The following is a 22,055-nucleotide window of genomic DNA, read 5'->3' on the forward strand; positions in this document are numbered from 1 at the left end:
GGTGTGGGTGGGTGGGGTGGGAGGGTTTTGGGTGTGGGGGGGGGGGGGGGGGGGGGGGGGTGGGGGGGTCCCCCCCCCCCCCCCCCCCCCCCCCCCCCCCCCCCCCCTTCCCGTATGCCCTCCTACGAGGCCGGGAGCGGCTGCGCCGGGTCGAAGCGCAGGGCGGCGCGCACGCTCTCCGGGCCACGTACCCGCGAGGCAAACGCCACCAGCTCGCAGGCACCCTTCGGGCGGCAGTCGACGTCACGGCCCGACCGGGTGCGGAAGCCCGCCTGTACGGTGACCTCGCGCTTGAGGCGACCCTTGTCGTCGGTGGCGGGCGGGCGGGGGCCGCTGGTGCAGTCCGTGTAGCCGAGCGCGCCCGCGATGCACTGGACCACCAGGAAGTGGTACTGCGGCTCGTAGCCGCGCCCGGTCACGGTGACCTTCTGGCCGTGCGTCAGGTTCCGGTTCGGGGTGATGCGGAAGGTCGGTGCCGCCTCCAGCAGGGCGTCCGGCAGGAAGTGCAGGGGCGTCGAGGTGAGGAGGTTGCCGTCGTTGTCGAACATGGCCAGTTCGCACGGCTCGGCGGCGGTCCGGGTCCGGGTCCGGCAGTCGACCTTCCCCGACGGGGTCTCCAGTTGGGCGTAGAGCTTCTTCGGCGAGGGGCGGTACGTGCCGTCCGGGAGCACCCGGAACTGCCGCCGGGTGTTGTCGTCGCAGGTCGCCTCTGCCGCGCGGGCGCCGCACTCCTTCACCCACACGTACTGCTTGGCGGGTCCGCCGGTGATGCGGAAGGTGGTGATGTCACCGTCCCGCAGGCCGGTGGTCCGCTGGACGTTGAGCTGCGGGGCGGGCTCGGCGGCCCGGGCGGGACCCGCTTGGACTCCCAGCAGCGACAGCAGCAGAGCTCCGGCCGTGAGTCCCGCTCCGGCCACGGCTCTGCGCGATCTCACGAGCCGGGTCGAGTTCGTGCGCAGATACATACAGGCCCCCCTGTGGTCACGCCTGCCCCCATGGGCAGGGCGGCACCATCGTGACACACCGCAGCCCCGCCAACTCCCTGGGTAGTGATGCGAGTTGAAGGGGCTGACGGAGCCTGTGGGGTGGAACGGCCTGAATCAGGCGCCGTACGCGTCCAGTTCGGCCAGCAAGGAGTCCTTGACGGCGGACGGGGCCCAGGAGATCTCGACGGCGTTGCGCTCCAGCTGCACCAGTTCGGCATCGGTGAGGCCGAGTTCGGCGCGCAGTGCGGCGAGGTTCTCCGCGACGTAACCCGGGAAGTAGGCGGGGTCGTCGGAGTTCACGGTGACCTTGACGCCGAGGTCGAAGAGCTGCTTGATCTCGGTGGCCTTCATGCCTTCGGTGACGACGCCGTTGGAGATCGGGCAGGTGGTGAGGCCGATGCCGCGGCGGAGGAGCTCCTCGACCAACTTCGGGTCCTCGATGGCGTTGGTGCCGTGGTCGATGCGGTCGACACCGATGACGTCGAGGGCCTGGCGGATGTGCTCGGTGGTGTTCTCCTGGTCGATGTCGCAGTGCATGGTGAGCCGGAAGCCCTCCTCGCGGGCCCGTGCGAAGACCTCGGCGAACTTGACCGGCGGGTTGCCCTTCTCGTCCGAGTCGAGGCCGACGCCGACGATCCACTCCTTGTACGGGAGTGCCTGGACGAGCGTCGCCATCGCGAACTCGGCCTGGAAGTCGCGCAGAAAGCACATGATCAGGTGGCCGCGGAAGCCGGTGTCGCGGCGTGCGTCGTCCAGTGCGCGGGTGAGGCCCCGTACGACGGTGTCGAAGGAGACGCCCCGGCCGGTGTGCGCCTGCGGGTCGAAGAAGATCTCCGCGTAACGGACGTTCTGCGCGTGGGCCTTGGCGGCGTAGGCGGCGGCCAGGTCGTAGAAGTCCTGCTCGGTGCGGAGCACGGTCATGCCCTCGTAGTACACGTCGAGGAAGGAGGGCAGGTCGTGGAAGGCGTACGCGGCACGGAGGGCGGCCTCGTCGGCGTACGGCAGCCGGAGTCCGTTGCGCTGGGCGAGCGCGAACTTGAGTCCGGGTTCGAGGGTGCCCTCGATGTGCAGGTGCAGTTCGCACTTGGGCAGTCCGGCGACGAAGGCGTCGACGGGGGTGGTCGGGGGGCTCTCGGGGGTCATGGGTGGGTCTCCTCGGGCGTAAGGGACTTCGGCGGGCGGTTCAGGAGGGCAGGCGTGTGGTGCGTCAGGCGCCGAGCAGCGGGTCCACCACCGACTGCGTGTGGTAGTTGATCACGCCGAGGTCGGTGATCGCGTCTCCGGGATGGCGATGATCTCCAGGAAGATCAGGTACAGGTCGGCGTAGCGGCCGGGGGTGAGGGAGCCGACAAGGTGGTCGATGCGGTACATCTCGGCGGTGTTGACGGTGGCCATCTGGATGGCCTCGACCGGCTTGACGCCCGCCTTGATGGCCATCCGGACCAGCTTGTCGAGGTGGCCCTCGCGAGAAGCCGCGGGAGTAGAGGTGTGGCCGGGGGTGGCGGCCGCGAGGCCAGCCCCTGCGGCACGCAAGCCGGCCTGAGCCGGTCAACGCCGTGCGGTCCGTTCCGAACGGAGTCGTGCCGAGCCGGACCGGAGCGGGCTGGGCCGTGTGGGCCCGGACCGTGCCGTGCGGGCGGGCCCGGGCCGAGCCGAACCGGACCGTGTGGGCCTGGGCCGAGCCGTGCGGACCGGACCGGCCGGGCGGACCGGGCCGAACCGGACCGGGCCGTTTGGGCCTGGGCCGAGCCGTGCCGTGGTGCGGACCAGACCGCGCCGCGCCGAGCCGGACCGGACCGTACCGAGCCGGACCGTATGGACCCGGGCCGGAACGTGCCGTGCGGAGCAGACCGACCCGAGCCGAAGCGGACCGTATGGACCGTGTGGGCCCAGGCGGATCGCGTCGGGCGGGCCGGATCGTGACCGGTCGGCGGTTCCCCGGGCCAAAACCGGTGGCACGAACCCCGTGCGATAGGTTTTGCGTCTCCTTTAACACACGTAACCTCGCCGGGACCGTTACCCGGACCTTCACCGCGGAGACTGACTTCTCAATGGACGACATCGTCAACGGAATTGGCCGCGCCGCCGCCTACGGCGCGCTCGGCGTCATCCTGCTGGCCCTGGGGATTTTCCTGGTGGACGCACTGACCCCCGGCAAGCTGGGCAAGCAGATCTGGCAGGACCGCAACCGCAACTGCGCCCTGCTGCTCAGCTCGGCCATGCTCGGCATCGGCGGCATCGTCTTCACGTCGATCTGGACGACGTACAACGACTTCGGCAAGGGGCTGCTGTCCACGGCCGCTTTCGGCGTCCTCGGGCTGATCATGATGGCGGTCGCGTTCTGGGTGGTCGACGTCATCACGCCCGGCAAGCTGGGCGCGACCCTGGTCGAGCAGGAGCCGCACCCGGCGGTGTGGGTGACGGCTTCCTGCAACATCGCGGTGGCGGCGATCATTTCGGCGTCGATCGCCTGACGCCCTCCCTGTACTACGTCGCGCTTCGCGGACGTCGGTCTCCCCGGTGGTCCGGTCCCCCCGCTCCTGAGGTGCGCGGGACCGGGCCACCGAGCCGTTTCCGGGGCGGAGAACAGCCGTCAGGCTGCGAGCCGTTCCAGGATGCGGTCCATACCGCTGTTCCAGTTCTCCTCCAGGGCCCGCGCCGCGCCCTCCACGTCGCCGCGCACCAGGAACTCGGCGATCCGCTCGTGTTCCTCGGCGGACCGCTCCAGTACGTCCTGGTCGCCGAGCGCGACCTGCTCGTAGCGGTGCATCGTCAGCTTCAACGACCGGATCAGGGTCATCAGCCGCTGGTTGGTGCAGCCCGAGAGCAGCAGGTCGTGCCAGGCGTCGTCGTACTGCTCGATCAGGTCGTGCGGCGCCTGCGGGACCGAGAAGGCCCGCGCCTCCGCGAGCAGTTTCGGCGCCAGCGCCGCCAGTTGCTCGGGCGTGCTGGACCGCAGGGCGAGCGTTTCGAGGGATACGACGATGGTGGTCAGGTCGCGGAACTCCTGGGCGCTCATCGGGGTGAAGCGGAACCCCTTGCCGCGCTCGCTGGTGATGACCCCCTCGCGCTCCAGCGAGATCAGGGCCTCGCGCAACGGTGTGCGGCTGACCCCGAGTTCGCCGGCCAGCCTGACCTCGTTGATGGGTTCGTCCGTCGGGATCGTCCCGCGCCCGAGGCGCTTGATCAGCTCCTCCTTGACCTGCTCGCGCAGTGGGCGGTTCTCGATTGGCATGGCTGCCGACCCCTTCCCCTCGTGTGACCCCTCAGGGGTTCTCCCAGATTAACGGCCGCTCACGGCCCTGCCCGCACACCCCCCGGCGGTACTAGGCGGTCCCGCCGCCGTCGACCGGAACGATCGCGCCGCTGATGAAGGCGGCGGCGTCGGAGGCGAGGAACGCGACGGTCTGTGCGATGTCGCGCGGCTGGCCGATGCGCCCGAGCGGCCGGTCGGCGGCGTCCACGTAGAAGTCCTCGGCCGGTTCGCCGAGCTGGCGGGCCTCCTCGGCGAGCATGCCGGTGGCGGTGTCGCCGGGGCAGACGCAGTTGACACGGATGCGGTCGGGGCCGTGGTCGATGGCCATGGCGCGGGTCATGTTGACCACGGCGCCCTTCGACGCGCAGTACGAGACGGCACGTCCGCCGCCCGACATCCCCCATCCGGACCCGGTGTTGACGATGGAGCCGCCGCCCTGTGCGGCCATCCCCGGTATCACCAGGCGCGACATCAGCATGATCGAGCGGATGTTGACGGCCATCACGAGGTCCCAGTCGTCGTCGGTGATCTCGCAGACGGTGGACCGCCTGATGATGCCCGCGTTGTTGAACAGCACGTCCACACCGCCGAGTTCGTGCTGTGCGGTCCGTACGGCCGATTCGCAGTCGGTACGTTGCGACACGTCGCAGCGCACGAAGACGCCGCCCGCTTCCTTGGCCGCCGCCTCGCCGCCGTCCACGTCGATGTCGGCTACGACGACCCGGGCACCGAGTTCGCCGAGCAGGACGGCGGTGGCCCGCCCGATGCCGGCGCCGCCGCCGGTGACGAGGGCGCGCTTGCCGGTGAGGTCGATCATGTGGGCTCCCTGAGGTGGGTGGGGATGGGATGAGGTGGGGTGGGGTGGGACGGCGGTCAGCAGGTGACGCGGTACAGGGCGCTGCGGCCGCTGCCGGTGATCACCCTGCGGTATCCGGAGAGTTCGGCGTCCAGGTCGTCGTCCCCGGTGTCGACGAGGAGCGGCCGCCCGTGCAGCGCGGCCAGCTTGGACTCCGTACAGAGGACGAGCAGCCGGTCGACGCCGACGGCCCGCACCACCTCCGGGGAGATCTGCTGATTGCCCCGCCCGAGCAGGAACCCCTGCCCGCCGACGGGCGAGAGGGCGATGTGGGCGGGGCGGGAGGAGAGGTGGCCGAGGAGCCGGTCGGCGGAGAGGCGGGTGGCCAGGAGGCAGTACGGAGACCGATCGGCCCGGTTCGGCCGGGCGGGGGGTTCGTGGCGCAGGACGCTCACTCCGGTGAGCGGGACGTCCACGCCCAGCGCGGCGGCCACCGCACGTGTGGTCGTGCCGGGGCCGAGGGCGAGGAGGTCGCCGGGGGCGGGCCGGGAGGCGAGTTCGGCGGCGATGCCGTTGACCGCGTCGGGGGACGCGGCGGTGCTGCCCGCCTTGCGCTGCTGGATGCGGACGGGGACGTACGGCACCGGGAGCCAGCCGTAGAGCCGGGAGGAGAGCCGGCCGGTGCGCAGCCCGGCCTCGTCGCGGTCCATGACTTCGGCGTCCCGTATCGCGGTCGCCGTACCGCCGTTGAGCCACCCGGCCGCGACTTCCCCTGCGGCTCGGGCGTTCACGGCGAACACGGCGGAGTGCATTTTGACGCCGGTGGGGATGCCGAGCACGGGGGTGCCGGGGACGCCGAGCGCGTCACGCGCCGCGAGCACGTCGCGCGCCGTCCCGTCGCCCCCGGCGAACAGGATGAGTCCGACCCCGTGGGCGGCAAGGGCCCGTACGGCTTCGGTGGTGTGGTGCGGCCCGGTCGCCCCGGGGCGGACCGGGTCCGCTCCGCCCCCGTACACCACTCGCGGCACCAGGCCCGCGGCCCGTACCGCATGCTCGCCCATCGGGCCGAAGGCCGTCGTGATCTCCAACTCCCCCATCCGTGCGGCCAGTTCGAGGAGTGCTGTCGTCGCCCGGTCGGCCGCGTGCGGCACCGCGCCCAGGGCCAGGGCGCGGTGCTGGGTGGCCGGACCGTCGCTGCCGTCCAGGCCCACCCGGCCGCCCAGTCCGGCGACCGGGTTGACCACCAGGCCGATCACGTTCCGTCCGCGCCCGCGCCCGCATTTACGTCCGCGACCTTGCGGCGATACGTACGCCAGCTCGGCGACCAGCGCGCCGGGTCGTCCAGTGCCTCGGGCCGGACCCGGTGGATGGTCGAGCGGTGCGGGGCGGTGCGGACCGTTTCCGGGTCCTCGTAGGCTTCGCGCGCGACCTCCGCGAGGATCGCCGCGTACTCGTCCAGGTCCGCCCTGGAGTAGGACTCGGTGGGCTCCAGGGTCATCGGTTCGGGGACCAGGTAGGGGTGGTGGCTGGTCCAGTAGTGGGTGCCGAAGTCGGCGGCGCGGAGGCCGAGTTGTTCGCTGTGGATGCCGGTGTCGGCGTGCAGCCGCTCCCAGCTGTAGCGGACCTGCTCGACGCGCGGGCGGCCGGTCGCGTACGGCACGGAGGCGCCCGGGATCTGCCGTACCAGGTGGAGGAGGTAGTTGTTGTTGAGGACGGCGGTCTCCGCCACCTCGCGCAGTCCTTCGGCGCCCATCGACATGATCCAGGCGTATGCACGGACGAGGTTGGGCACGACGCCGTGGTGCGGGCGGATCTTGCCGACCGAGTGCGGGCGTTCGACGTCCAGCCGGTAGCTCTCGCCGTCGTACTCGACGGTGGGGCGCGGGAGGTAGGGGGCGAGTGCCTCGGTCACTCCGCAGGCGCCCGCCGCCGGGCCGCCGCACGCGTGCGGGGTGGAGAACGTCTTGTGCAGGTTGAAGTGGCACAGGTCGAAGCCGGCTTCGCGGGCCCGGGTGATGCCGAGGATGCCGTTGGCGTTGGCCTGGTCGTACGCGCACAGGCCCCCGGCCTCGTGGACGATGCGGACGAACTCCGCGATGCGGGGGTTGTAGATGCCCGTGTCCTCGGGGTTGGTGATGAGGAGGGCGGCCGTGCGCGGGCCCACGGCGGCCTTCAGGGCCTCGATGTCGGGGTAGCCGTCGGCGTCCGGGTGGAGGGTGATCACCTTGAAGCCGGCGGTCTTGGCGCAGGCCGCGTTGGAGGGGTGGGAGAAGATCGTGGTGATGATCTCGTCGCGCTGTCCGCCCTCGCCCCGGTCGGCGAAGTAGGCCCTGATCATGGAGACGTTGGCGTAGATCGCGGCGGATCCGGCGCCCGGCTGGAGGGAGACCCTGTCCATGCCGGAGACCTCGCACAGGAGTCCCTCCAGGCGGTGCAGGATCTCCAGGACCCCTTGGACGGTGGCGGGGTCCTGCTGGGGGTGCAGTCCCGCGACGCGTTCGTCGGTGACGAAGCGGTCGTTGACCTTGGGGCTGTACTTCATGGTGCAAGTGCCCTGGCCCACATCGACGTTGAGGTCGGCGCCCAGGGTTTCCTGGGAGAGCCGGAGGTAGTGGCGCAGGACCTGCTGCTGGCCGATCTCGGGGAGTGCGGGCGGGGTACGTCGGCGGAGCGCGGCCGGGACCTCGACCGGGGCGCCGCCGATGGCCTCGGTGACCGCCGGGTCGACGGGCGGTACGAGGACGCCCCGCTCGCCGGGCGAGCCCAGTTCGAAGATGAGCTTCTCGTCCCAGGACGCCTGGTGGAAGCGGCGGAGTGCGGGCTTGGGGGCGATCCGGGCGTCCTCGGCGGAGACCGGGCCTGCTGCGGAGTGGGCGCTCACTTGACGATCTCCTCCAGGGCGTCGGCCAGTTCGTCGATGTCGGCCTTGGTGTGGACTTCGGTGACGCAGTACAGGGCCCGGTCCCCGGTCAGCGGGATGCCGCCGTGGATGTTGCGTTCCAGCAGGTCGGCGTGGATCTCGTCGACGGTGCGACCGCCGGTGAAGCGCACCGGGAAGTCCGCGAAGTGGACGCCGTCTGCCTGCGGGACCTCGACCCCGGGGATGCGGGCGAGGCGCTGCTTGGCGTACGCGGTGTGGGCGAGGATCGTCTCGCCGATGTCCCGCATGCCCTGCGGTCCCATCAGGGCGAGGTAGACCCCGGCGCCGATGCCGTGCAGTGCGGCGGCGGTGCCGACCCACTCCTTGCCCTCCTCGCGGACCGCGAAGGACGTCCTCTCATACGCGACGTCGCCGAAGCCGTACTCGCCCTCGACGTCGGTGGGGACCAGGCCGAAGAGCCGGGTGGGATACTCGGCGACGAGCCGTTCCTCGTCCCGCGCGCCGATGAAGCCCGCGTTGCCGCCGCCGTAACTCATCCGGATGCCGAGCGGCTGGATGTCGCCGCAGGTGAGGTCGGCGCCGTACGAGGAGGGCGGCGCGAGCACCCCGAGGGAGATCGGGTTGCAGCCGACGACGTACAACGCACCTGCCGCGTGGGCGAGTTCACCGATTTCCGGCAGCGCCTCGTCGACCAGACCGAGCCGGTTCGGGGCCTCCGCGTACAGTGCCGCCACTCCCCCGGCCGCCAGGGCCTCCCGTACGGCCGGCAGGTCGGTGCCGCCGGTCGCCGGGTCGGCGGGCAGGAGCACCACGTCGTGGTCGGGGCGTACGTAGTCGCGGATCTTGGACAGCTTGTCCGGGTCGACGTCGCCGCTGATCAGCAGCGTACGGCGGCCGGTGACGCGGCCCGCCATGCGCAGGGCGGTACCGGCGGCCTGGAAGCCGTCGTACACCGGGACGTTGACGACGTCCACGTCGAGGAGTTCGGCCATCAGCGACTGGTACTCCCACATCGTCTGGAAGCGGCCGTGGTCCTCGTACGGTTCGCCCGCGTACGCGGTGAGGAACTCGGACCGGCCCATCACCTCGTCGACGACGGCGGGCACGTGGTGCGGGTAGCAGCCGCCGCCCAGGAAGCTGAGCATGTGCGAGGCGGGGGTGTTGCGGCGCAGCAACTGCTCTATGTGGCGGGTGAGTTGGGCTTCGGAGCGCAGGGGGGCAGGCAGGTCGAGGGGGCGGTGGAGCCGGATCTCCTCGGGGATGTCCGCGTAGAAGTCCTCGACGCTCGTCGCGCCGACGGCGTCCAGCATCGCCCGCCGCACGGCGGGGACGGAGTTGGGGATGTACGGGTGGGCCACGGGCGGGGGCGCCACGGGCCGGTGCGCCACGGGCGGGGCTTCCAGTGGCGGGACCGCCGGGGCCTGGGGTGTCTGCTCGGGTGGAGTCATTCCGCGCCTTCCGCGTGCGGTGAAGTCCCGGGCGTCCGATCGCGCGGACTCCGGTGTTTTCAGGGGCAGTTGACGTACGACCTCTTGACGCAGCAAGGCGTCATTCAGTGTTCTGTATACAGCATTAAGCATTCCGAGGGCAGGAGACAAGGGTGTCAACTCGACCTGGACGACGCGCACTTCTGGCATCCGGGCTGGCGGCCGGAGCCACGGCCGTGCTCGGCGGCTGCGCCACCGGGGGCGCCGGAACCAACGGCGGCGGAAAGGCCCCGGAGGTCCCGGAGGCGAAGAAGGGTGACAACAAGGCGCTCAAGGGGTCGATCACCGTCTGGTCCTGGGACGTCGCGGCGAAGGCGATGGAGCGACTGGCCGCCGGTTTCCGGCAGAAGCACCCCGGGGTCACCGTCAAGATCACCGACATCGGTTACGACAGCGCCTACGACAAGATCACCGTGGGGCTGCGCGGGGGGTCGGGCCTGGCCGACGTACTGACCGTCGAGGGCACCCGGATGGCGACCTACATGGGGACCTTCCCGCAGGGCTTCTACGACCTGACCAAGCTGGCCGGACCGCACCGGAAGGACTTCGACAAGGCCGCCTGGAAGACGGTGGTCAACCCGCAGGACAAGGTGGTCGCCCTGCCCTGGGACATCGGCCCGTGCGGGCTCTACTACCGCAAGGACTACTTCCGCGCGGCCGGGATCACCGCGGACCGGATCAGGACCTGGGACGACTTCGTCGCGGCGGGCGAGCAGCTCAAGAAGCGCACCGGCCGCAAGATGCTGATCCTCGACCCGGTCGAGGACTCCACCTTCGCGATGCTGCTCCAGCAGCAGGGCCAGCACTTCTACGAGGGCGGCAAGGTCGCCGTCGACTCCCCCGAGGGCCTGCGCGCCGCCACCCTGCTCAAGACGCTCGCCGACAAGGGCCTGATCGACTACCAGAAGCAGTGGGACGGCCTGGTCACCGGCACCAAGGAGGGCAAGGCGGCCACCACGCCGACCGCCGCCTGGTGGATCGGCACCCTGCTGTCCGACATGCCCGAGCTGAAGGGGAAGTTCGGGGTGATGCCGCTGCCCTCCTTCGACGCCGGGGGCGTACGCACCTCCAACAGCGGCGGCTCGGTCCTGGCCGTACCCGCGCAGAGCAAGAACCCCGAACTCGCCTGGGCCTTCGTCGAGTTCCTGCTCGCCGACACCGCCAACCAGGTGTCCATGCTGAAGCAGGAAGGGCTCTTCCCCGCCTATCTGCCCGCACTCGCCGACCCGTATCTGAGCAGCCCGCAGGAGTACTTCGGCGGGCAGAGCGCCTTCAAGGTGTTCGCCGACCTCGCACCGACCACCCCGCCCGTCGAGTACAACAAGGACGGCGCCAAGGCGACCGACATCATGTACTCGACGATCACCGGCATCCTGCTGCGCGGCAAGGACCCGAAGCAGGCCCTGGACACGGCCGCCGGGCAGATCGCCGCCGCGACCGGCCGGCCGCGGATCGCGGGCTAGCGCACCATGGCCGCACCCACGAGCACGCTGCCCGCCGCCCCCGCCGCGGGGCCCCCGCCGCGCGAGGCACCGCCCCGCGGACGGCGCCGCCGAATCGTCCCCTGGCTGTTCGCGGGGCCCGCCGCCGTCCTGTTCGCGGTGTTCTTCGCCTATCCGCTGGGCGCGAGCCTGCTGCAGAGCTTCACCTCCGAGCGCGACGGCACCTCGGTGTGGGTGGGGTTCCAGCAGTACCGGCGGATGCTCGACGATCCGGCGTTCCTGGAGTCGCTGTTCAACATCGCGCTGATCCTGCTCGTCCAGGTCCCGGTGATGGTGGCGCTCGCGCTGGTCCTGGCGGGCATCCTCAACCAGTCCTGGCTGCGCTTCCGGAGCACCTGGCGGGCGCTGTACTTCCTGCCCGCCGTGACGACGCTCGTCGCGTACGCCGTCGTCTTCCAGGTACTGCTGCGCACCGACGGCGGTCTGGCGAACCAGTTCCTCACGCTGCTCGGGCTGACCCCCGTCGACTGGCTCAACGACCCCACCTGGGCGCGCATTTCGCTGATCGGGTCGCTCACCTGGCGGTGGACCGGCTACAACGCGGTGATCCTGCTGGCCGGGCTCCAGGCGATCGGCAAGGAGCAGTACGAGGCGGCGTCGCTGGACGGCGCCGGGGCCTTCACCACGTACCGCAGGGTGATCGTGCCGCAGCTGCGGCCGGTGATCCTGTTCTGCGCGGTCACCTCCACCATCGGCACCCTCCAGCTCTTCGACGAGAACTACGTGCTGACCAGGGGCGGCCCCGACAACGCCACCCTCTCCCCCGTCGTCTACCTCTACAAGACCGGCTTCCAGCAGCTGGACTTCGGCTATGCGGCGGCCATCGCCTGGGTGGTGGTCGCGATCATCGCGGTGCTGTCGCTGGCCCAGTACTTCCTGTTCGGACGGGAGCGGCGCCGATGACCACCACTGTGCTCAAGGATCCGGCGGCGGCGCGGCGGAGGTCTCCGGTGCGCAGGCTGGCGGGCTGGGCGACCGGGCTGGTGCTGGTGGCCGGGGCGGTGGTGAGCCTGGTGCCGTTCGTGTGGATGGCGGTGGCCTCCACCCGGTCGACCTCGGAGCTGTTCCAGTCCCCTCCCCCGTTCCTGCCCGGCGGTCAACTTCTGGACAATTTGACCAGGTTGGAGGAGACCATCGGCTTCGGCCGGGTGATGCTCAACAGCCTGGGCATCGCCCTGGTGCACACGGTGCTGAGCTCGCTCGTGTCCGCGATGTGCGGGTACGGGCTGGCGAAGTTCCGGTTCCGGGGGCGGGGGCTGCTGCTCGGGGTGATCCTGGCGACGATGATGATCCCGTTCCAGGTGCTGCTGGTGCCGCTGTTCCAGATGATGGCGAGCATGGGCTGGGTGAACTCCTACCAGGCGGTGATCCTGCCGTTCCTGGCCAGCTCGTTCGGGATCCTGCTGATGCGCCAGGGCTTCCTGGACTTCCCCGACGAGCTGCTGGAGTCCGCGCGGATCGACGGCTCCGGCGAGCTGCGCACCTTCTACACGGTGGTACTGCCGTGCGTACGGCCCCAGTTGGGGGCCCTGGTGATCTTCACCTTCATGAGCGCCTGGAACAGTTTCATCTGGCCGCTGCTGATGCTGAACTCGGAGGACAAGTACACCGTGCCCGTCGCACTCAACACCCTGACCGGTCTGTCCCGCGTCGACTACTCCGGGCTGATGCTCGGCTCGCTGCTCGCCACACTGCCGCTGATGGTCCTCTTCCTCTGCTTCCAGCGGCAGTTCGTGTCCGGCCTGCTCGGCGGGGCGGTGAAGCAGTGATCCAGTACGGCGGCGACTACAACCCCGAGCAGTGGCCCGAGGAGGTCTGGGCCGAGGACGCCAAACTGATGCGGGAGGCCGGGGTCACCATGGTGACGGTCGGCGTGTTCTCCTGGGCCAAGCTCCAACCGGGCCCAGACAGCTGGGAGTTCGGCTGGCTGGACCGGCTGCTCGACCTGCTCGCCGCGCACGGCATCGCGGTCGACCTGGCCACCGCGACCGCGTCCCCGCCCGCCTGGCTGGTGCGCGCGCACCCCGAAGTGCTGCCGGTGACCGCCGACGGTGTACGGCTGGAGTTCGGCTCGCGGCAGCACTACTGCCCGTCCTCGCCCGCGTACCGTACGGCCGCCCTGCGCCTGGTCCGCGAGCTGGCCGAGCGGTACGGCGACCATCCGGCGCTCGCCCTCTGGCACATCCACAACGAGTACGGCGACCACGTCACCGAATGCTTCTGCCCGCGCTCGGCGGACCACTTCCGGCAGTGGCTGAAGGACCGCTACACCACCGTCGAAGGCCTCAACCACGCCTGGGGGACGGCCTTCTGGTCCCAGCACTACACCTCCTTCGCCGAGATCGAACCGCCGCGCACCGCGCCCGGCCCGGTGAATCCCACCCAGGTGCTCGACTGGCGGCGGTTCTGCTCGTACGCCCTGCTCAAGCTGCACCGGGGCGAGCGCTCCGTGCTGCGCGAGCTGTCCCCCGACATCCCCGCCACCACCAACTTCATGTCGATGATGGAGTCCCTGGACTACTGGGAATGGGCGCGGCACGAGGACGTCGTCTCGGACGACGCCTACCCCGACCCGGCCGATCCGCGCGCCCATGTGAACGCCGCCCTCAATTACGACCTGATGCGTTCCCTCAAGGGTGGTCAGCCGTGGCTGCTGCTGGAGCAGGCCGCGTCGGCGGTCAGCTGGCGTCCGGTGAACACTCCCAAACCCCCTGGCCTACAACGCCTCTGGTCCCTCCAGGCCCTCGCCAGGGGTGCCGACGGGATCATGTACTTCCAGTGGCGGCAGTCCCGGGCCGGCGCGGAGAAGTTCCACAGCGCGCTGCTGCCGCACCGGGGCACCGACTCCCGGGGCTGGCGGGAGACGGTCCGCTTCGGGGCGGAGCTGGGGCGGCTCGCGGAGGTGGCGGGCAGCCGGATCACCGCCCGGGTCGCGATCGTGCTGGACTGGGAGTCGTGGTGGGCGCTGGAGGGCACCGACCACCCCTCGACGCGGATGCGCTGGCGCGATCTCCTGCGGCCCTGGTACGAGGCGCTGTACGCGCGGGGCGTCACCGTGGACTTCGTACCGCCGTACGCGGATCTGTCCCCGTACCGGCTGCTCCTCGCCCCCAACCTCTACCTGCTGCGCACCGAGCACGCCGAGCGGATCGCCGCTTTCGTGCGCGACGGCGGGCGGCTGGTGTGCGGGCCGTTCAGCGGGGTCGTCGACGCGCACGACCATCTGCACGACGGGGGTGCGCCGGGGCCGCTGCGCGAGGTGCTCGGGCTGGTCGTGGACGAGTTCTGGCCGATACCCGACGGAGAGGCGGTACGGGTGGGGACGGACGCCGAGGCCACCGTGTGGAGCGAGTGGCTGGTGCCGGAGGGTGCCGTGACCGTCGCCGCGTACACCTCGGGGGCGCTGGCCGGGCTGCCCGCCGTCACCCGTCACCCGTACGGCAGGGGCAACGCCCGCTACGTCGGCTGCCACCTGGGCTCCGGCATCGGCCGCGTCCTCGATGAGGCACTCTCCGACGCGGGCCTGCGCCCCGTCCTGGGCAAACCGGCGCCGGACGGGGTGGAGGCGGTCCTGCGCGGCCGCTACCTCTTCCTCCTCAACCACTCGGAACGGGAGGTCGACTGCCCGTCCTTCCCGGGCCACGACCTGCTCACCGGTACGGAGACGGGGCTCCGGGTCCGACTGGGCCCGCGCGGCGCGGCCGTCGTCCGCATCCCGCCGAAGCGCTGACCACCCACCCCCTCCCTCGCCACCCCTGTTGTCCACACCCCAGAGAACCCCAGAGAACCTCAGAGAAAAGGTGCCCATGCCCTTCCGTCCCCGCCCCCACGCCCTCGCGGTGGCCCTCCTCTCCGGCACGCTGCTCGCCGGCGCCATGAGCGCCCCCGCCTCCTCCGCCCCGCCGGAGCCCACCGGGCGCCCCGACTACGCCGACGTCCTGGACCGGCACGGCTCCCCCACCGTGGCGCTCCCGGGCACCGGCGGCGACAACAACCCGGTGAACGTCTTCGCCGACCGGGGCGCCTGGCACGCCTACGCGCTTCCGAAGCCGGGCGACCGGGCGTCGTACGGCGGTTTCACCGGACCGCTGTACATCGCGCAGGAGTACCCGTGGTGGCTGAGCAACGCCTTCAGCCGCATCCGGCTCACCGAATCGGGCAAGGAGCTGGACCTCGCGGCAGGCGGCACCCCCCGCTTCACCTCGCAGCCGGGCAGGCTCCTCCAGTCGTACGACCTCGGGCGCGGACTCCGCCTCACGCTGGAGCTCCGCTTCTCCTCGCGGCGCACCGCGCTCGTCCGGGCCGAGGTCAGCAACACGGGCCGCGAGTCGCGCACCCTTGGTGCGGGCTGGACCGGTTCACTGCTGCGGCCCGAGGACGCCCCGATGAAGGACGCCCCGTCGCTGAAGGCCACCGGGCGCGGCGTCGGCGTCGACTTCGCGAAGGTGCGCGAGACCTGGGACTACCTCACCGACGGCACCGAGCGCTTCGAGGTGACCCACCGCGAACCGGTCCGCACCACGGTCGACGGGGACACCTACCGCACCGAGTCCGCCGCACCCGTCACCCTGCGGCCCGGCCGCAGTCACTCCTTCGACTGGACCGAGTCGTACACCTTCACCGCCGCCGAGCGCGCCGAGGAGGCACCGGAAGTACGGTCCGCGCTCGCACGCCCCGACGCGGCGGCCCGCTCCGGAGACGCCCGCTGGCGTCACTATGTCGACTCGGTGACACGCTCGGTGCCCGTGGACCAGCGCCGTACGGCCGTGAAGTCACTCGAAACGCTGGTCACCAACTGGCGCAGCGCGGCGGGGCGGATCCGGCACGACGGCATCACGCCGTCCATCTCGTACAAGTGGTTCACGGGCGGGGTCTGGTCCTGGGACACCTGGAAGCAGGCGGTCGGCACGGCCCGCTTCGAGCCGTCCCTGGCGCAGGAGCAGATCCGGTCGATGTTCGACCACCAGATACGGGCGGACTCCGCCGACCGCCCGCAGGACGCCGGGATGATCCCGGACGCGATCTTCTACAACGACACGAAGCAGGGCGGCGGAAACTGGAACGAGCGCAACTCCAAGCCCCCGCTGGCCGCCTGGTCGGTGTGGGAGGTGTTCACCAGGTCGGGCGACACGCGTTTCCTGCGCGAGCTGTACCCGAAGCTGGCGGCGTACCAGGCGTGGTGGTACCGCAACCGGGACCACGACGGCAACGGGCTCGCCGAGTACGGGGCGACGGTCGACCCGCTGAACGCGACGCCGGAGGACCAGCGGCTCGCGGCGGCCTGGGAGAGCGGCATGGACAACGCACCGCGCTTCGACAAGGCGCTGGGCGCCGCCGTGGTCGCCAACAAGGGTGCGGACGGCCGGGTCGTCGGCTACTCCGTCAACCAGGAGTCGGTGGACCTCAACGCCTATCTGGCCGCCGATCAGGGGTACTTGGCGAAGATCGCCGCCGTACTGGGCAAGGATGCGGAGGCCGCGCGCTGGGCCGGGAAGTCCCGCGCGACCCACGCCGCCGTACGGGAGAACCTGTACGACCCGGCGTCGGGCTGGTTCTACGACAAGGCCCTCGGGAGCAAGGAGCTGCTGACCGCGCGGGGGCGGGGCATCGAGGGCGCGATCCCGGTGTGGAGCGGCAGCGCGTCGAAGGCGCAGGCCGCGGCGGTGCGCGCGAAGCTGAACGACCCCGCGGAGTTCGCGACGAAGGTGCCGTTCCCGACGGTGTCGAAGAGCTCGCCGTACTTCCAGTCGACCAGGTACTGGCGGGGCCCGGTCTGGCTGGACCAGGCGTACTTCGCGCTCGGCGGGCTGCGGCGGTACGGGTACGACCGCGAGGCGGACGCGCTGACGCGTCAACTCGTCGACAGCGCGGGAGGGTTGAAGGGCAACGGTCCGATCATGGAGAACTACGACCCGCTCACCGGGAATCCGCTGAACTCGCCCAACTTCAGCTGGTCCGCGGCGCTGCTGCTGCCGATACTGACCCGCGGCAGGTAGCCGGCCGGGTCCGATCGGGCTCCGGCCGAGCCGCAACAGACCGCCGTCACCGGCCCGTTCACCCCTCGAAGGGGCGAACGGGCCGGTTTCGTGTTTCCCGCCCACCCCGGGCCTCCTATCAAGTCCCCGGCGTCACCGTCCTGAACTCCCGGCATATTCCTCCCATCCGGTGACTCGGTGTGCACAACCGAGCGCCGAACGTGCAAAGTCGGTGAGTCTATGCCTGGGACGACGATCGGTGCAGGGGGTTGGAGGAACCGGCCGACGCACTGACCCGGCCGGGCTAAGCTCGCCGCACAACGAGCCGAGTTGATGTGAATTCATCCACTTGTTCCCATTCATGGCACTTGTTTGGAATACCCCTAAAAAAACCACCGCCCCCAAAGACCGCCAGAGGCTCTCCATGGTTCGGGTTGAATCCCCCCCACGTCAGGCAGCACCCCAGACACGGCAGAACCGTCAGCCGCATCCGGCGCACCAGGCACGCCAGCAGGAGTCGCCCTTCGTCCGGGCGATCGCACTGGCCGTCGTCCTGACGGTCGCCGCGACGGCAGGCGCGGCCGTCGCGGTCACGGAGGCCGCCCGGATACCCGTCGTCTGGTGCGGCGCCGTGACGACCGTCGCCGTCGCCCTCCTCACGGCCGAAATCGTGCGGCGCGGACGGGCGTTGCGGCGCGCGCGGGCCGACCACGCGCAGCGGCTGGCGTCGCTGGAGCGGCGGCTCGCCGAGCACGACGACGAGACCGTACGGCTCGCCAAGGAACTGATGCCGGCCGCGATCCGGCGGCTGCGCTCCGGCGAGTCCCCGGCCGAGACGATGCGCGACATCGTCGACGCCGACGAGCGCTACCGCGATCTGCCGTACGCGCAGCGCGAGTTGCTCCGTACGGTGCTGGACATCATCGACCTGGAAGAGGCCCGCAGGGAGTCCGCGCAGCGCGCGTTCGTCAACATCGCCCGCCGCGTCCAGGCCATCGTCCACCAGCAGTCCAGCGAGCTGCGGCAGATGGAGGAGGACCACGGCCGCAACCCCGAGGTCTTCGACGACCTGCTGCGGATCGACCACGGCACGGCCCTGATCGGCCGTCTCGCCGACTCCATCTCGGTGCTCGGCGGGGCCCGCCCCAGCCGCCAGTGGCCGCGTGCCGTACCGCTGTTCAGCGTGCTGCGCGGTGCCATGTCGCGGATCCTGGAGTACCGCCGGGTCGATCTGCACTCGATCGCCAAGGTCGCCATCATCGGCACCGCCGTCGAGCCGCTCATCCACGCCTGTGCCGAGCTGCTGGACAACGCCACCCGCTACTCGCCGCCGCAGACCCGGGTGCACGTCACCGCGGTCGAGGTGCAGACCGGCATCGCCATCGAGATCGAGGACGGCGGCGTCAGCCTCAGCGAGGAGGCCCGCAACCGGGCCGAGAACATGCTCGCGCAGGCCCAGGCCGGCATCGACCTCAACGAGCTCGGCGACACCCCCCGCCTCGGCATGGCCGTCGTCGGCCGGCTGTCCCAGATGTACAACCTCCAGGTGTCACTGCGGCAGTCCGCGTACGGCGGCGTCCGGGCGGTACTGATCGTGCCGCGCGACATCGTCACCACCGGGCCCGCCCCGGGCATCGCCCACGGCATCGGCGCCTCCGCCGTGCCGCGCGGCGGCCGGAGCGAGGGCATGACGGCCGAGGAGGCCAGGGCGCCGCAGCGCAAGCCCCGCCCCGCGGCGCCGAAGCCCGCCGCCGTGCCCGCACCCGCACCTGCCCCGGCGCCCGCGCCCCGGCCGGTGGCGATGCCGACGTCGGCCATGGAGGAGGACGTCCCCGTGGTCACCGAATGGACCGAGAACGGGCTGCCGCAGCGCCGCAGCCGGGGCCGCGCCCCCCTCGGTTCGCACAACCTTCCGGCGCAGGAGCGCGCCGCCGCCGCTGAGGCCGCGGCAGCCGCGGCGGCAGCCGGCCAGCCACGCAAGGAAGAACCCGAGCCGGGCATCTGGCTCGAAGCATTCACCAAGGCGGCCAACGGAGTGCCGCTGGATCCGCCGGCCGAGACGGACGGTCCGCACACGCAACCGGCCGACGGCGATCTGGACAACACGTGGGACAAAGGAGATCTGAAGTGATCCAGCAGCGGGCCAACTTGGACTGGATTCTCAAGGACCTGGCCACCGGCGTACCGCAGATCCACCAGATCGTGGTGCTCTCCGCGGACGGACTGCGCATCGCCAGGCACGGCGGCGACCCGGACGTCGCGGACCGGCTCGCGGCGGCCTGCGCCGGGCTGCAGAGCCTGGCCGCCGCGGTCGCCTCGGAGATCCCGGACAGCGACGGCCGGATGAGAATGGTCGTGATCGAGGTCGACGGCGGGTTCTTCTACCTGATGGCGGCGGGCGCCGGGGCGTACCTCGCGGTCCTCGCCGACGAGACGGTGGACGCGGGAATGGTGGGTGCCCGGATGCGGGACCTGGTCGTACGGATCGGAGCCCACCTGACCAGTCCGCCCCGGCACGACGGGCAGCGCACCGTATGAAGCACCAGCCCCGCCGAGAACGACGGGCGAAACTGCCCGGCCCCGACGAACAGGCTCCCGCCGACCCGGAGTCTGCCAAGGGGGATCCCGAACGGCTGTACGTGATCACGGGTGGCCCGGACGGCAGCGAGCGCGCCTCGCTCGACCTGGTCACCATGGTCGTAGCCCGCACCACCCCCTCGCCCACGGTGCAGCCCGAGCAGGCCGCGATCCTGCGGCTCTGCCGGGCTCCGCTGTCGGTGGCGGAGATCTCCGCGTACCTGCGGCTCCCGTTCAGTGTGGTCACCTCGCTGCTGACCGACCTCCTCGCTACCGAACTGGTCGAGTCGCGCGCGCCCATCGTCCGCGCCGTACTCCCCGACCGGTCCCTTCTCGAAGCGGTGATGCATGGACTTCAAAGGCTCTGACACCCTCGCGGGTCCCCGGTCCGAGGACGTACTGCCCGCCACTGCCACCGCCGCGGTCAAGGTGGTGATCGTCGGCGGCTTCGGCGTCGGCAAGACGACGATGGTGGGCTCGGTCAGCGAGATCCGGCCGCTGACCACCGAAGAGACCATGACCCAGGCCAGCATCGGGGTGGACGACAACTCCCGGATCGAGGGCAAGACGGCCACCACCGTCGCCATGGACTTCGGCCGGATCAGCATCAGCGAGCAGCTGATCCTCTACCTCTTCGGCACCCCGGGCCAGGAGCGCTTCTGGTTCCTGTGGAACGGGCTCTTCGAGGGCGCGCTCGGCGCGGTGGTCCTGGTCGACACCCGCCGGCTGGAGGTCAGCTTCGACGTGATCGGGCGGCTTGAGGAGCGCGGGGTGCCGTTCGTGGTCGCCGTGAACACCTTCCCGGACGCCCCGAGCCACCCGATGGAGGCCCTGCGGCACGCGCTGGACCTGCCCGACGAGGTGCCGATGGTGAACTGCGACGCCCGGCTGCGGGCCTCCAGCCGCGATGTGCTGATGACGCTGATGCACTACCTGCACTCGCTCGCCGCGCAGCGCGCCTGACGCCCCCGCGTCCCCCCTGCTTTCCCAGGAGCCCCCTTTCTCTCCCAGGAGTTGCCTTGACCTCCCCCTTCGACCCGTCCCCCGTCCCGCCGCCGGAATGCCCGGCGCACGCCGAGGCGAGCGAGTTCGGCCCCGGCGGACTGCGCAGGATGTACGGTCCCGCGCACGAGAAGGACCCGAACGGGCTGTACGAGAAGCTGCGCGCCGAGCACGGCCCGGTCGCACCCGTCCTGATCAACGGTGACGTGCCCGCCTGGCTGGTCCTCGGGCACAGCGAGAACCTCCACATGACCCGCACCCCGTCCCTGTACTCCCGGGACTCGCGGCGCTGGCGGCTGCTGCAGGACGGCACCGTCACCATGACCAACCCGCTCGCGCCGATCTTCGCGTACCAGCCCATCTGCGTCTTCGCGGACGGCGCCGAGCACGAGCGCCAGCGCGGCGCGGTCACCGACTCCATCGCGAGGATCGACCACCGGGGGGTGCGCCGGTTCATCAACCGGTTCAGTAACCGGCTGGTCAACGACTTCTGCGAGGACGGGCAGGCCGACCTGGTCAGCCGTTTCGCCGAGCACCTGCCGATGATGGTGATGTGTCAGATCCTCGGCATGCCCGAGGAGTACGACGAGCGCCTGGTGCAGGCGGCCCGCGACATGATCAAAGGCACCGAGACCGCCATCGCGAGCAACGAGTACGTGATGGCGGCGCTGTACCGGCTGGTCGCCCGCCGCCGCGCGGAGCCCGAGGAGGACTTCGCGACCTGGATGGTGGAGCACCCGGCGGCGCTCGGGGACGACGAGATCGCCCAGCACCTGCGGCTGGTGCTGATCGCCGCGTACGAGACGACCGCCAACCTGATCGCCAACGTGGTGCGCATGGTGCTCACCGACCCGCGCTTCCGGGCACAGCTGAGCGGTGGTCATATGACACTGCCGGAGGCGGTCGAGCAGACCCTGTGGGACGAGCCGCCGTTCACCAACATCCTCGGCCGGTGGGCGGCCGGGGACTCCGAGCTCGGCGGGCAGAAGATCAAGGCGGGTGACGCGCTGATCGTCGGTATCGCCCCGGCCAACATGGACCCGGTGGTACGCCCCGACCCGACGGCCTCCATGCAGGGCAACCGGGCCCATCTGGCGTTCAGTGGCGGGCCGCACGAATGCCCCGGCCAGGACATCGGGCGTGCCATCGCCGACACCGGCATCGACGCCCTGCTGATGCGTCTGCCGGACATCCAGCTCGCCGTCGAGGAGAAGGACCTGCGGTGGCGGAGCACGCTGATGGCCCGGCACCTGATCGAGCTGCCGGTGACGTTCGCGCCGCGGCCGCCGCAGGAGGTGGCGGGGCCCACGGCCCCGGCGCAGCGCGGTGCGCCGCGCCGGGACTGGGAGGTGGGTTCGGTGCCGCATTCCGCACCGGCCGCGCCCGCCCAGCCGTTGCCCGCGCAGCCGCTGCCCGCGCAGGTGGGTGCGGTCCCGGCAGGTGCGGGCCCGGCGGCCGCGCACCCCGGGCCCGTACCGCAGGCGCCGGGTTCCGTACCGCCGGGCGTGGTGATTCCGACGCAGCGGCGGGGTTCGGCGCCGGTGCGGGCGTGGCGGAAGCTGGTCACCTGGTGGCGCGGCTACTGAGGTGACC

The 22,055-nt window shown here is 71.1% G+C and carries 19 protein-coding genes; 11 read left to right on the plus strand and 8 right to left on the minus strand.

The genetic code is table 11. The features are described 5' to 3' along the window. Positions 1-122: 122 nt before the first annotated feature. The 3 genes from ACZ5PB_RS00005 to ACZ5PB_RS00015 all read right to left on the minus strand — a co-directional run bounded on the left by ACZ5PB_RS00005 (position 123) and on the right by ACZ5PB_RS00015 (position 2,423). On the minus strand, positions 123-935 hold the full coding sequence (locus tag ACZ5PB_RS00005) for a neocarzinostatin apoprotein domain-containing protein (RefSeq protein ID WP_468686401.1): 813 nt from the start codon (positions 933-935) through the stop codon (positions 123-125). Positions 936-1,100: 165 nt separating this feature from the next. After that, complete coding sequence (locus ACZ5PB_RS00010) at positions 1,101-2,129, minus strand: adenosine deaminase (RefSeq protein ID WP_468686403.1); 1,029 nt, start codon at positions 2,127-2,129, stop codon at positions 1,101-1,103. A 111-nt stretch (positions 2,130-2,240) separates the two neighbouring features. Beyond that, on the minus strand, positions 2,241-2,423 hold the full coding sequence (locus tag ACZ5PB_RS00015; RefSeq protein WP_468686404.1) for an amidohydrolase family protein: 183 nt from the start codon (positions 2,421-2,423) through the stop codon (positions 2,241-2,243). A 614-nt stretch (positions 2,424-3,037) separates the two neighbouring features. On the opposite strand from ACZ5PB_RS00015, the gene ACZ5PB_RS00020 reads away from it, so the two are divergent. Next, positions 3,038-3,460, plus strand: a complete 423-nt coding sequence (locus tag ACZ5PB_RS00020; RefSeq protein ID WP_468686405.1) for a DUF350 domain-containing protein — start codon at positions 3,038-3,040, stop codon at positions 3,458-3,460. Between the two features lie 119 nt (positions 3,461-3,579). Here ACZ5PB_RS00020 and ACZ5PB_RS00025 read toward each other — a convergent pair whose 3' ends face one another. From ACZ5PB_RS00025 to gcvPA, 5 genes are all read right to left on the minus strand, one after another. Beyond that, entirely contained in the window at positions 3,580-4,221 is a 642-nt protein-coding gene (locus ACZ5PB_RS00025; protein WP_468686406.1) for a GntR family transcriptional regulator, read from the minus strand. 91 nt (positions 4,222-4,312) lie between these two features. After that, positions 4,313-5,059, minus strand: a complete 747-nt coding sequence (locus tag ACZ5PB_RS00030; protein WP_468686407.1) for an SDR family NAD(P)-dependent oxidoreductase — start codon at positions 5,057-5,059, stop codon at positions 4,313-4,315. Positions 5,060-5,115: 56 nt separating this feature from the next. Further along, positions 5,116-6,294, minus strand: coding sequence for an ATP-NAD kinase family protein (locus ACZ5PB_RS00035; RefSeq protein ID WP_468686408.1), 1,179 nt, complete (start codon positions 6,292-6,294; stop codon positions 5,116-5,118). Beyond that, positions 6,291-7,919, minus strand: a complete 1,629-nt coding sequence (gcvPB, locus tag ACZ5PB_RS00040) for an aminomethyl-transferring glycine dehydrogenase subunit GcvPB (protein WP_468686409.1) — start codon at positions 7,917-7,919, stop codon at positions 6,291-6,293. The genes ACZ5PB_RS00035 and gcvPB overlap by 4 nt, the downstream gene beginning before the upstream one ends. Continuing rightward, positions 7,916-9,367: an aminomethyl-transferring glycine dehydrogenase subunit GcvPA gene (gcvPA, locus tag ACZ5PB_RS00045; protein WP_468686410.1), complete on the minus strand. Its 1,452-nt coding sequence runs from the start codon at positions 9,365-9,367 to the stop codon at positions 7,916-7,918. The genes gcvPB and gcvPA overlap by 4 nt, the downstream gene beginning before the upstream one ends. Before the next feature lie 152 nt (positions 9,368-9,519). On the opposite strand from gcvPA, the gene ACZ5PB_RS00050 reads away from it, so the two are divergent. The 10 genes from ACZ5PB_RS00050 to ACZ5PB_RS00095 all read left to right on the plus strand — a co-directional run bounded on the left by ACZ5PB_RS00050 (position 9,520) and on the right by ACZ5PB_RS00095 (position 22,048). After that, positions 9,520-10,869 carry an ABC transporter substrate-binding protein gene (locus ACZ5PB_RS00050; RefSeq protein ID WP_468686411.1) on the plus strand — a complete coding sequence of 450 codons (1,350 nt, stop codon included), beginning with the start codon at positions 9,520-9,522 and terminating at the stop codon, positions 10,867-10,869. 6 nt (positions 10,870-10,875) lie between these two features. Beyond that, complete coding sequence (locus ACZ5PB_RS00055; RefSeq protein WP_468686412.1) at positions 10,876-11,811, plus strand: carbohydrate ABC transporter permease; 936 nt, start codon at positions 10,876-10,878, stop codon at positions 11,809-11,811. Beyond that, complete coding sequence (locus ACZ5PB_RS00060) at positions 11,808-12,677, plus strand: carbohydrate ABC transporter permease (RefSeq protein ID WP_468686413.1); 870 nt, start codon at positions 11,808-11,810, stop codon at positions 12,675-12,677. The genes ACZ5PB_RS00055 and ACZ5PB_RS00060 overlap by 4 nt, the downstream gene beginning before the upstream one ends. Then, positions 12,674-14,638, plus strand: a complete 1,965-nt coding sequence (locus ACZ5PB_RS00065; protein ID WP_468686414.1) for a beta-galactosidase — start codon at positions 12,674-12,676, stop codon at positions 14,636-14,638. The genes ACZ5PB_RS00060 and ACZ5PB_RS00065 overlap by 4 nt, the downstream gene beginning before the upstream one ends. A 76-nt stretch (positions 14,639-14,714) precedes the next feature. Then, positions 14,715-16,904: an MGH1-like glycoside hydrolase domain-containing protein gene (locus ACZ5PB_RS00070; protein WP_468686415.1), complete on the plus strand. Its 2,190-nt coding sequence runs from the start codon at positions 14,715-14,717 to the stop codon at positions 16,902-16,904. Between the two features lie 403 nt (positions 16,905-17,307). Then, complete coding sequence (locus tag ACZ5PB_RS00075; RefSeq protein WP_468686416.1) at positions 17,308-19,014, plus strand: ATP-binding protein; 1,707 nt, start codon at positions 17,308-17,310, stop codon at positions 19,012-19,014. Further along, positions 19,011-19,421 (plus strand): roadblock/LC7 domain-containing protein, encoded by a 411-nt coding sequence (locus tag ACZ5PB_RS00080; protein ID WP_384353316.1) that lies wholly within the window; start codon positions 19,011-19,013, stop codon positions 19,419-19,421. Before ACZ5PB_RS00075 ends, ACZ5PB_RS00080 begins: the two co-directional genes overlap by 4 nt. Beyond that, positions 19,418-19,828: a DUF742 domain-containing protein gene (locus tag ACZ5PB_RS00085; RefSeq protein ID WP_468686417.1), complete on the plus strand. Its 411-nt coding sequence runs from the start codon at positions 19,418-19,420 to the stop codon at positions 19,826-19,828. The genes ACZ5PB_RS00080 and ACZ5PB_RS00085 overlap by 4 nt, the downstream gene beginning before the upstream one ends. Beyond that, positions 19,809-20,423 carry a GTP-binding protein gene (locus ACZ5PB_RS00090; protein WP_468686418.1) on the plus strand — a complete coding sequence of 205 codons (615 nt, stop codon included), beginning with the start codon at positions 19,809-19,811 and terminating at the stop codon, positions 20,421-20,423. Before ACZ5PB_RS00085 ends, ACZ5PB_RS00090 begins: the two co-directional genes overlap by 20 nt. A 56-nt stretch (positions 20,424-20,479) precedes the next feature. Then, positions 20,480-22,048: a cytochrome P450 gene (locus tag ACZ5PB_RS00095; RefSeq protein ID WP_468686419.1), complete on the plus strand. Its 1,569-nt coding sequence runs from the start codon at positions 20,480-20,482 to the stop codon at positions 22,046-22,048. Positions 22,049-22,055 lie beyond the last annotated feature (7 nt).

The organism is Streptomyces sp. NPDC032721, assembly GCF_055579625.1.

Coding starts and splice junctions, on each gene's coding strand:
- ACZ5PB_RS00015 (WP_468686404.1), bottom strand. CDS start 2,423: ATGGCCATCAAGGCGGGCGTCAAGCCGGTCGAGGCCATCCAGATGGCC.
- ACZ5PB_RS00085 (WP_468686417.1), top strand. CDS start 19,418: ATGAAGCACCAGCCCCGCCGAGAACGACGGGCGAAACTGCCCGGCCCC.
- ACZ5PB_RS00010 (WP_468686403.1), bottom strand. CDS start 2,129: ATGACCCCCGAGAGCCCCCCGACCACCCCCGTCGACGCCTTCGTCGCC.
- ACZ5PB_RS00060 (WP_468686413.1), top strand. CDS start 11,808: ATGACCACCACTGTGCTCAAGGATCCGGCGGCGGCGCGGCGGAGGTCT.
- ACZ5PB_RS00025 (WP_468686406.1), bottom strand. CDS start 4,221: ATGCCAATCGAGAACCGCCCACTGCGCGAGCAGGTCAAGGAGGAGCTG.
- gcvPA (WP_468686410.1), bottom strand. CDS start 9,367: ATGACTCCACCCGAGCAGACACCCCAGGCCCCGGCGGTCCCGCCACTG.
- ACZ5PB_RS00055 (WP_468686412.1), top strand. CDS start 10,876: ATGGCCGCACCCACGAGCACGCTGCCCGCCGCCCCCGCCGCGGGGCCC.
- ACZ5PB_RS00075 (WP_468686416.1), top strand. CDS start 17,308: ATGGTTCGGGTTGAATCCCCCCCACGTCAGGCAGCACCCCAGACACGG.
- ACZ5PB_RS00070 (WP_468686415.1), top strand. CDS start 14,715: ATGCCCTTCCGTCCCCGCCCCCACGCCCTCGCGGTGGCCCTCCTCTCC.
- ACZ5PB_RS00020 (WP_468686405.1), top strand. CDS start 3,038: ATGGACGACATCGTCAACGGAATTGGCCGCGCCGCCGCCTACGGCGCG.
- ACZ5PB_RS00090 (WP_468686418.1), top strand. CDS start 19,809: ATGGACTTCAAAGGCTCTGACACCCTCGCGGGTCCCCGGTCCGAGGAC.
- ACZ5PB_RS00030 (WP_468686407.1), bottom strand. CDS start 5,059: ATGATCGACCTCACCGGCAAGCGCGCCCTCGTCACCGGCGGCGGCGCC.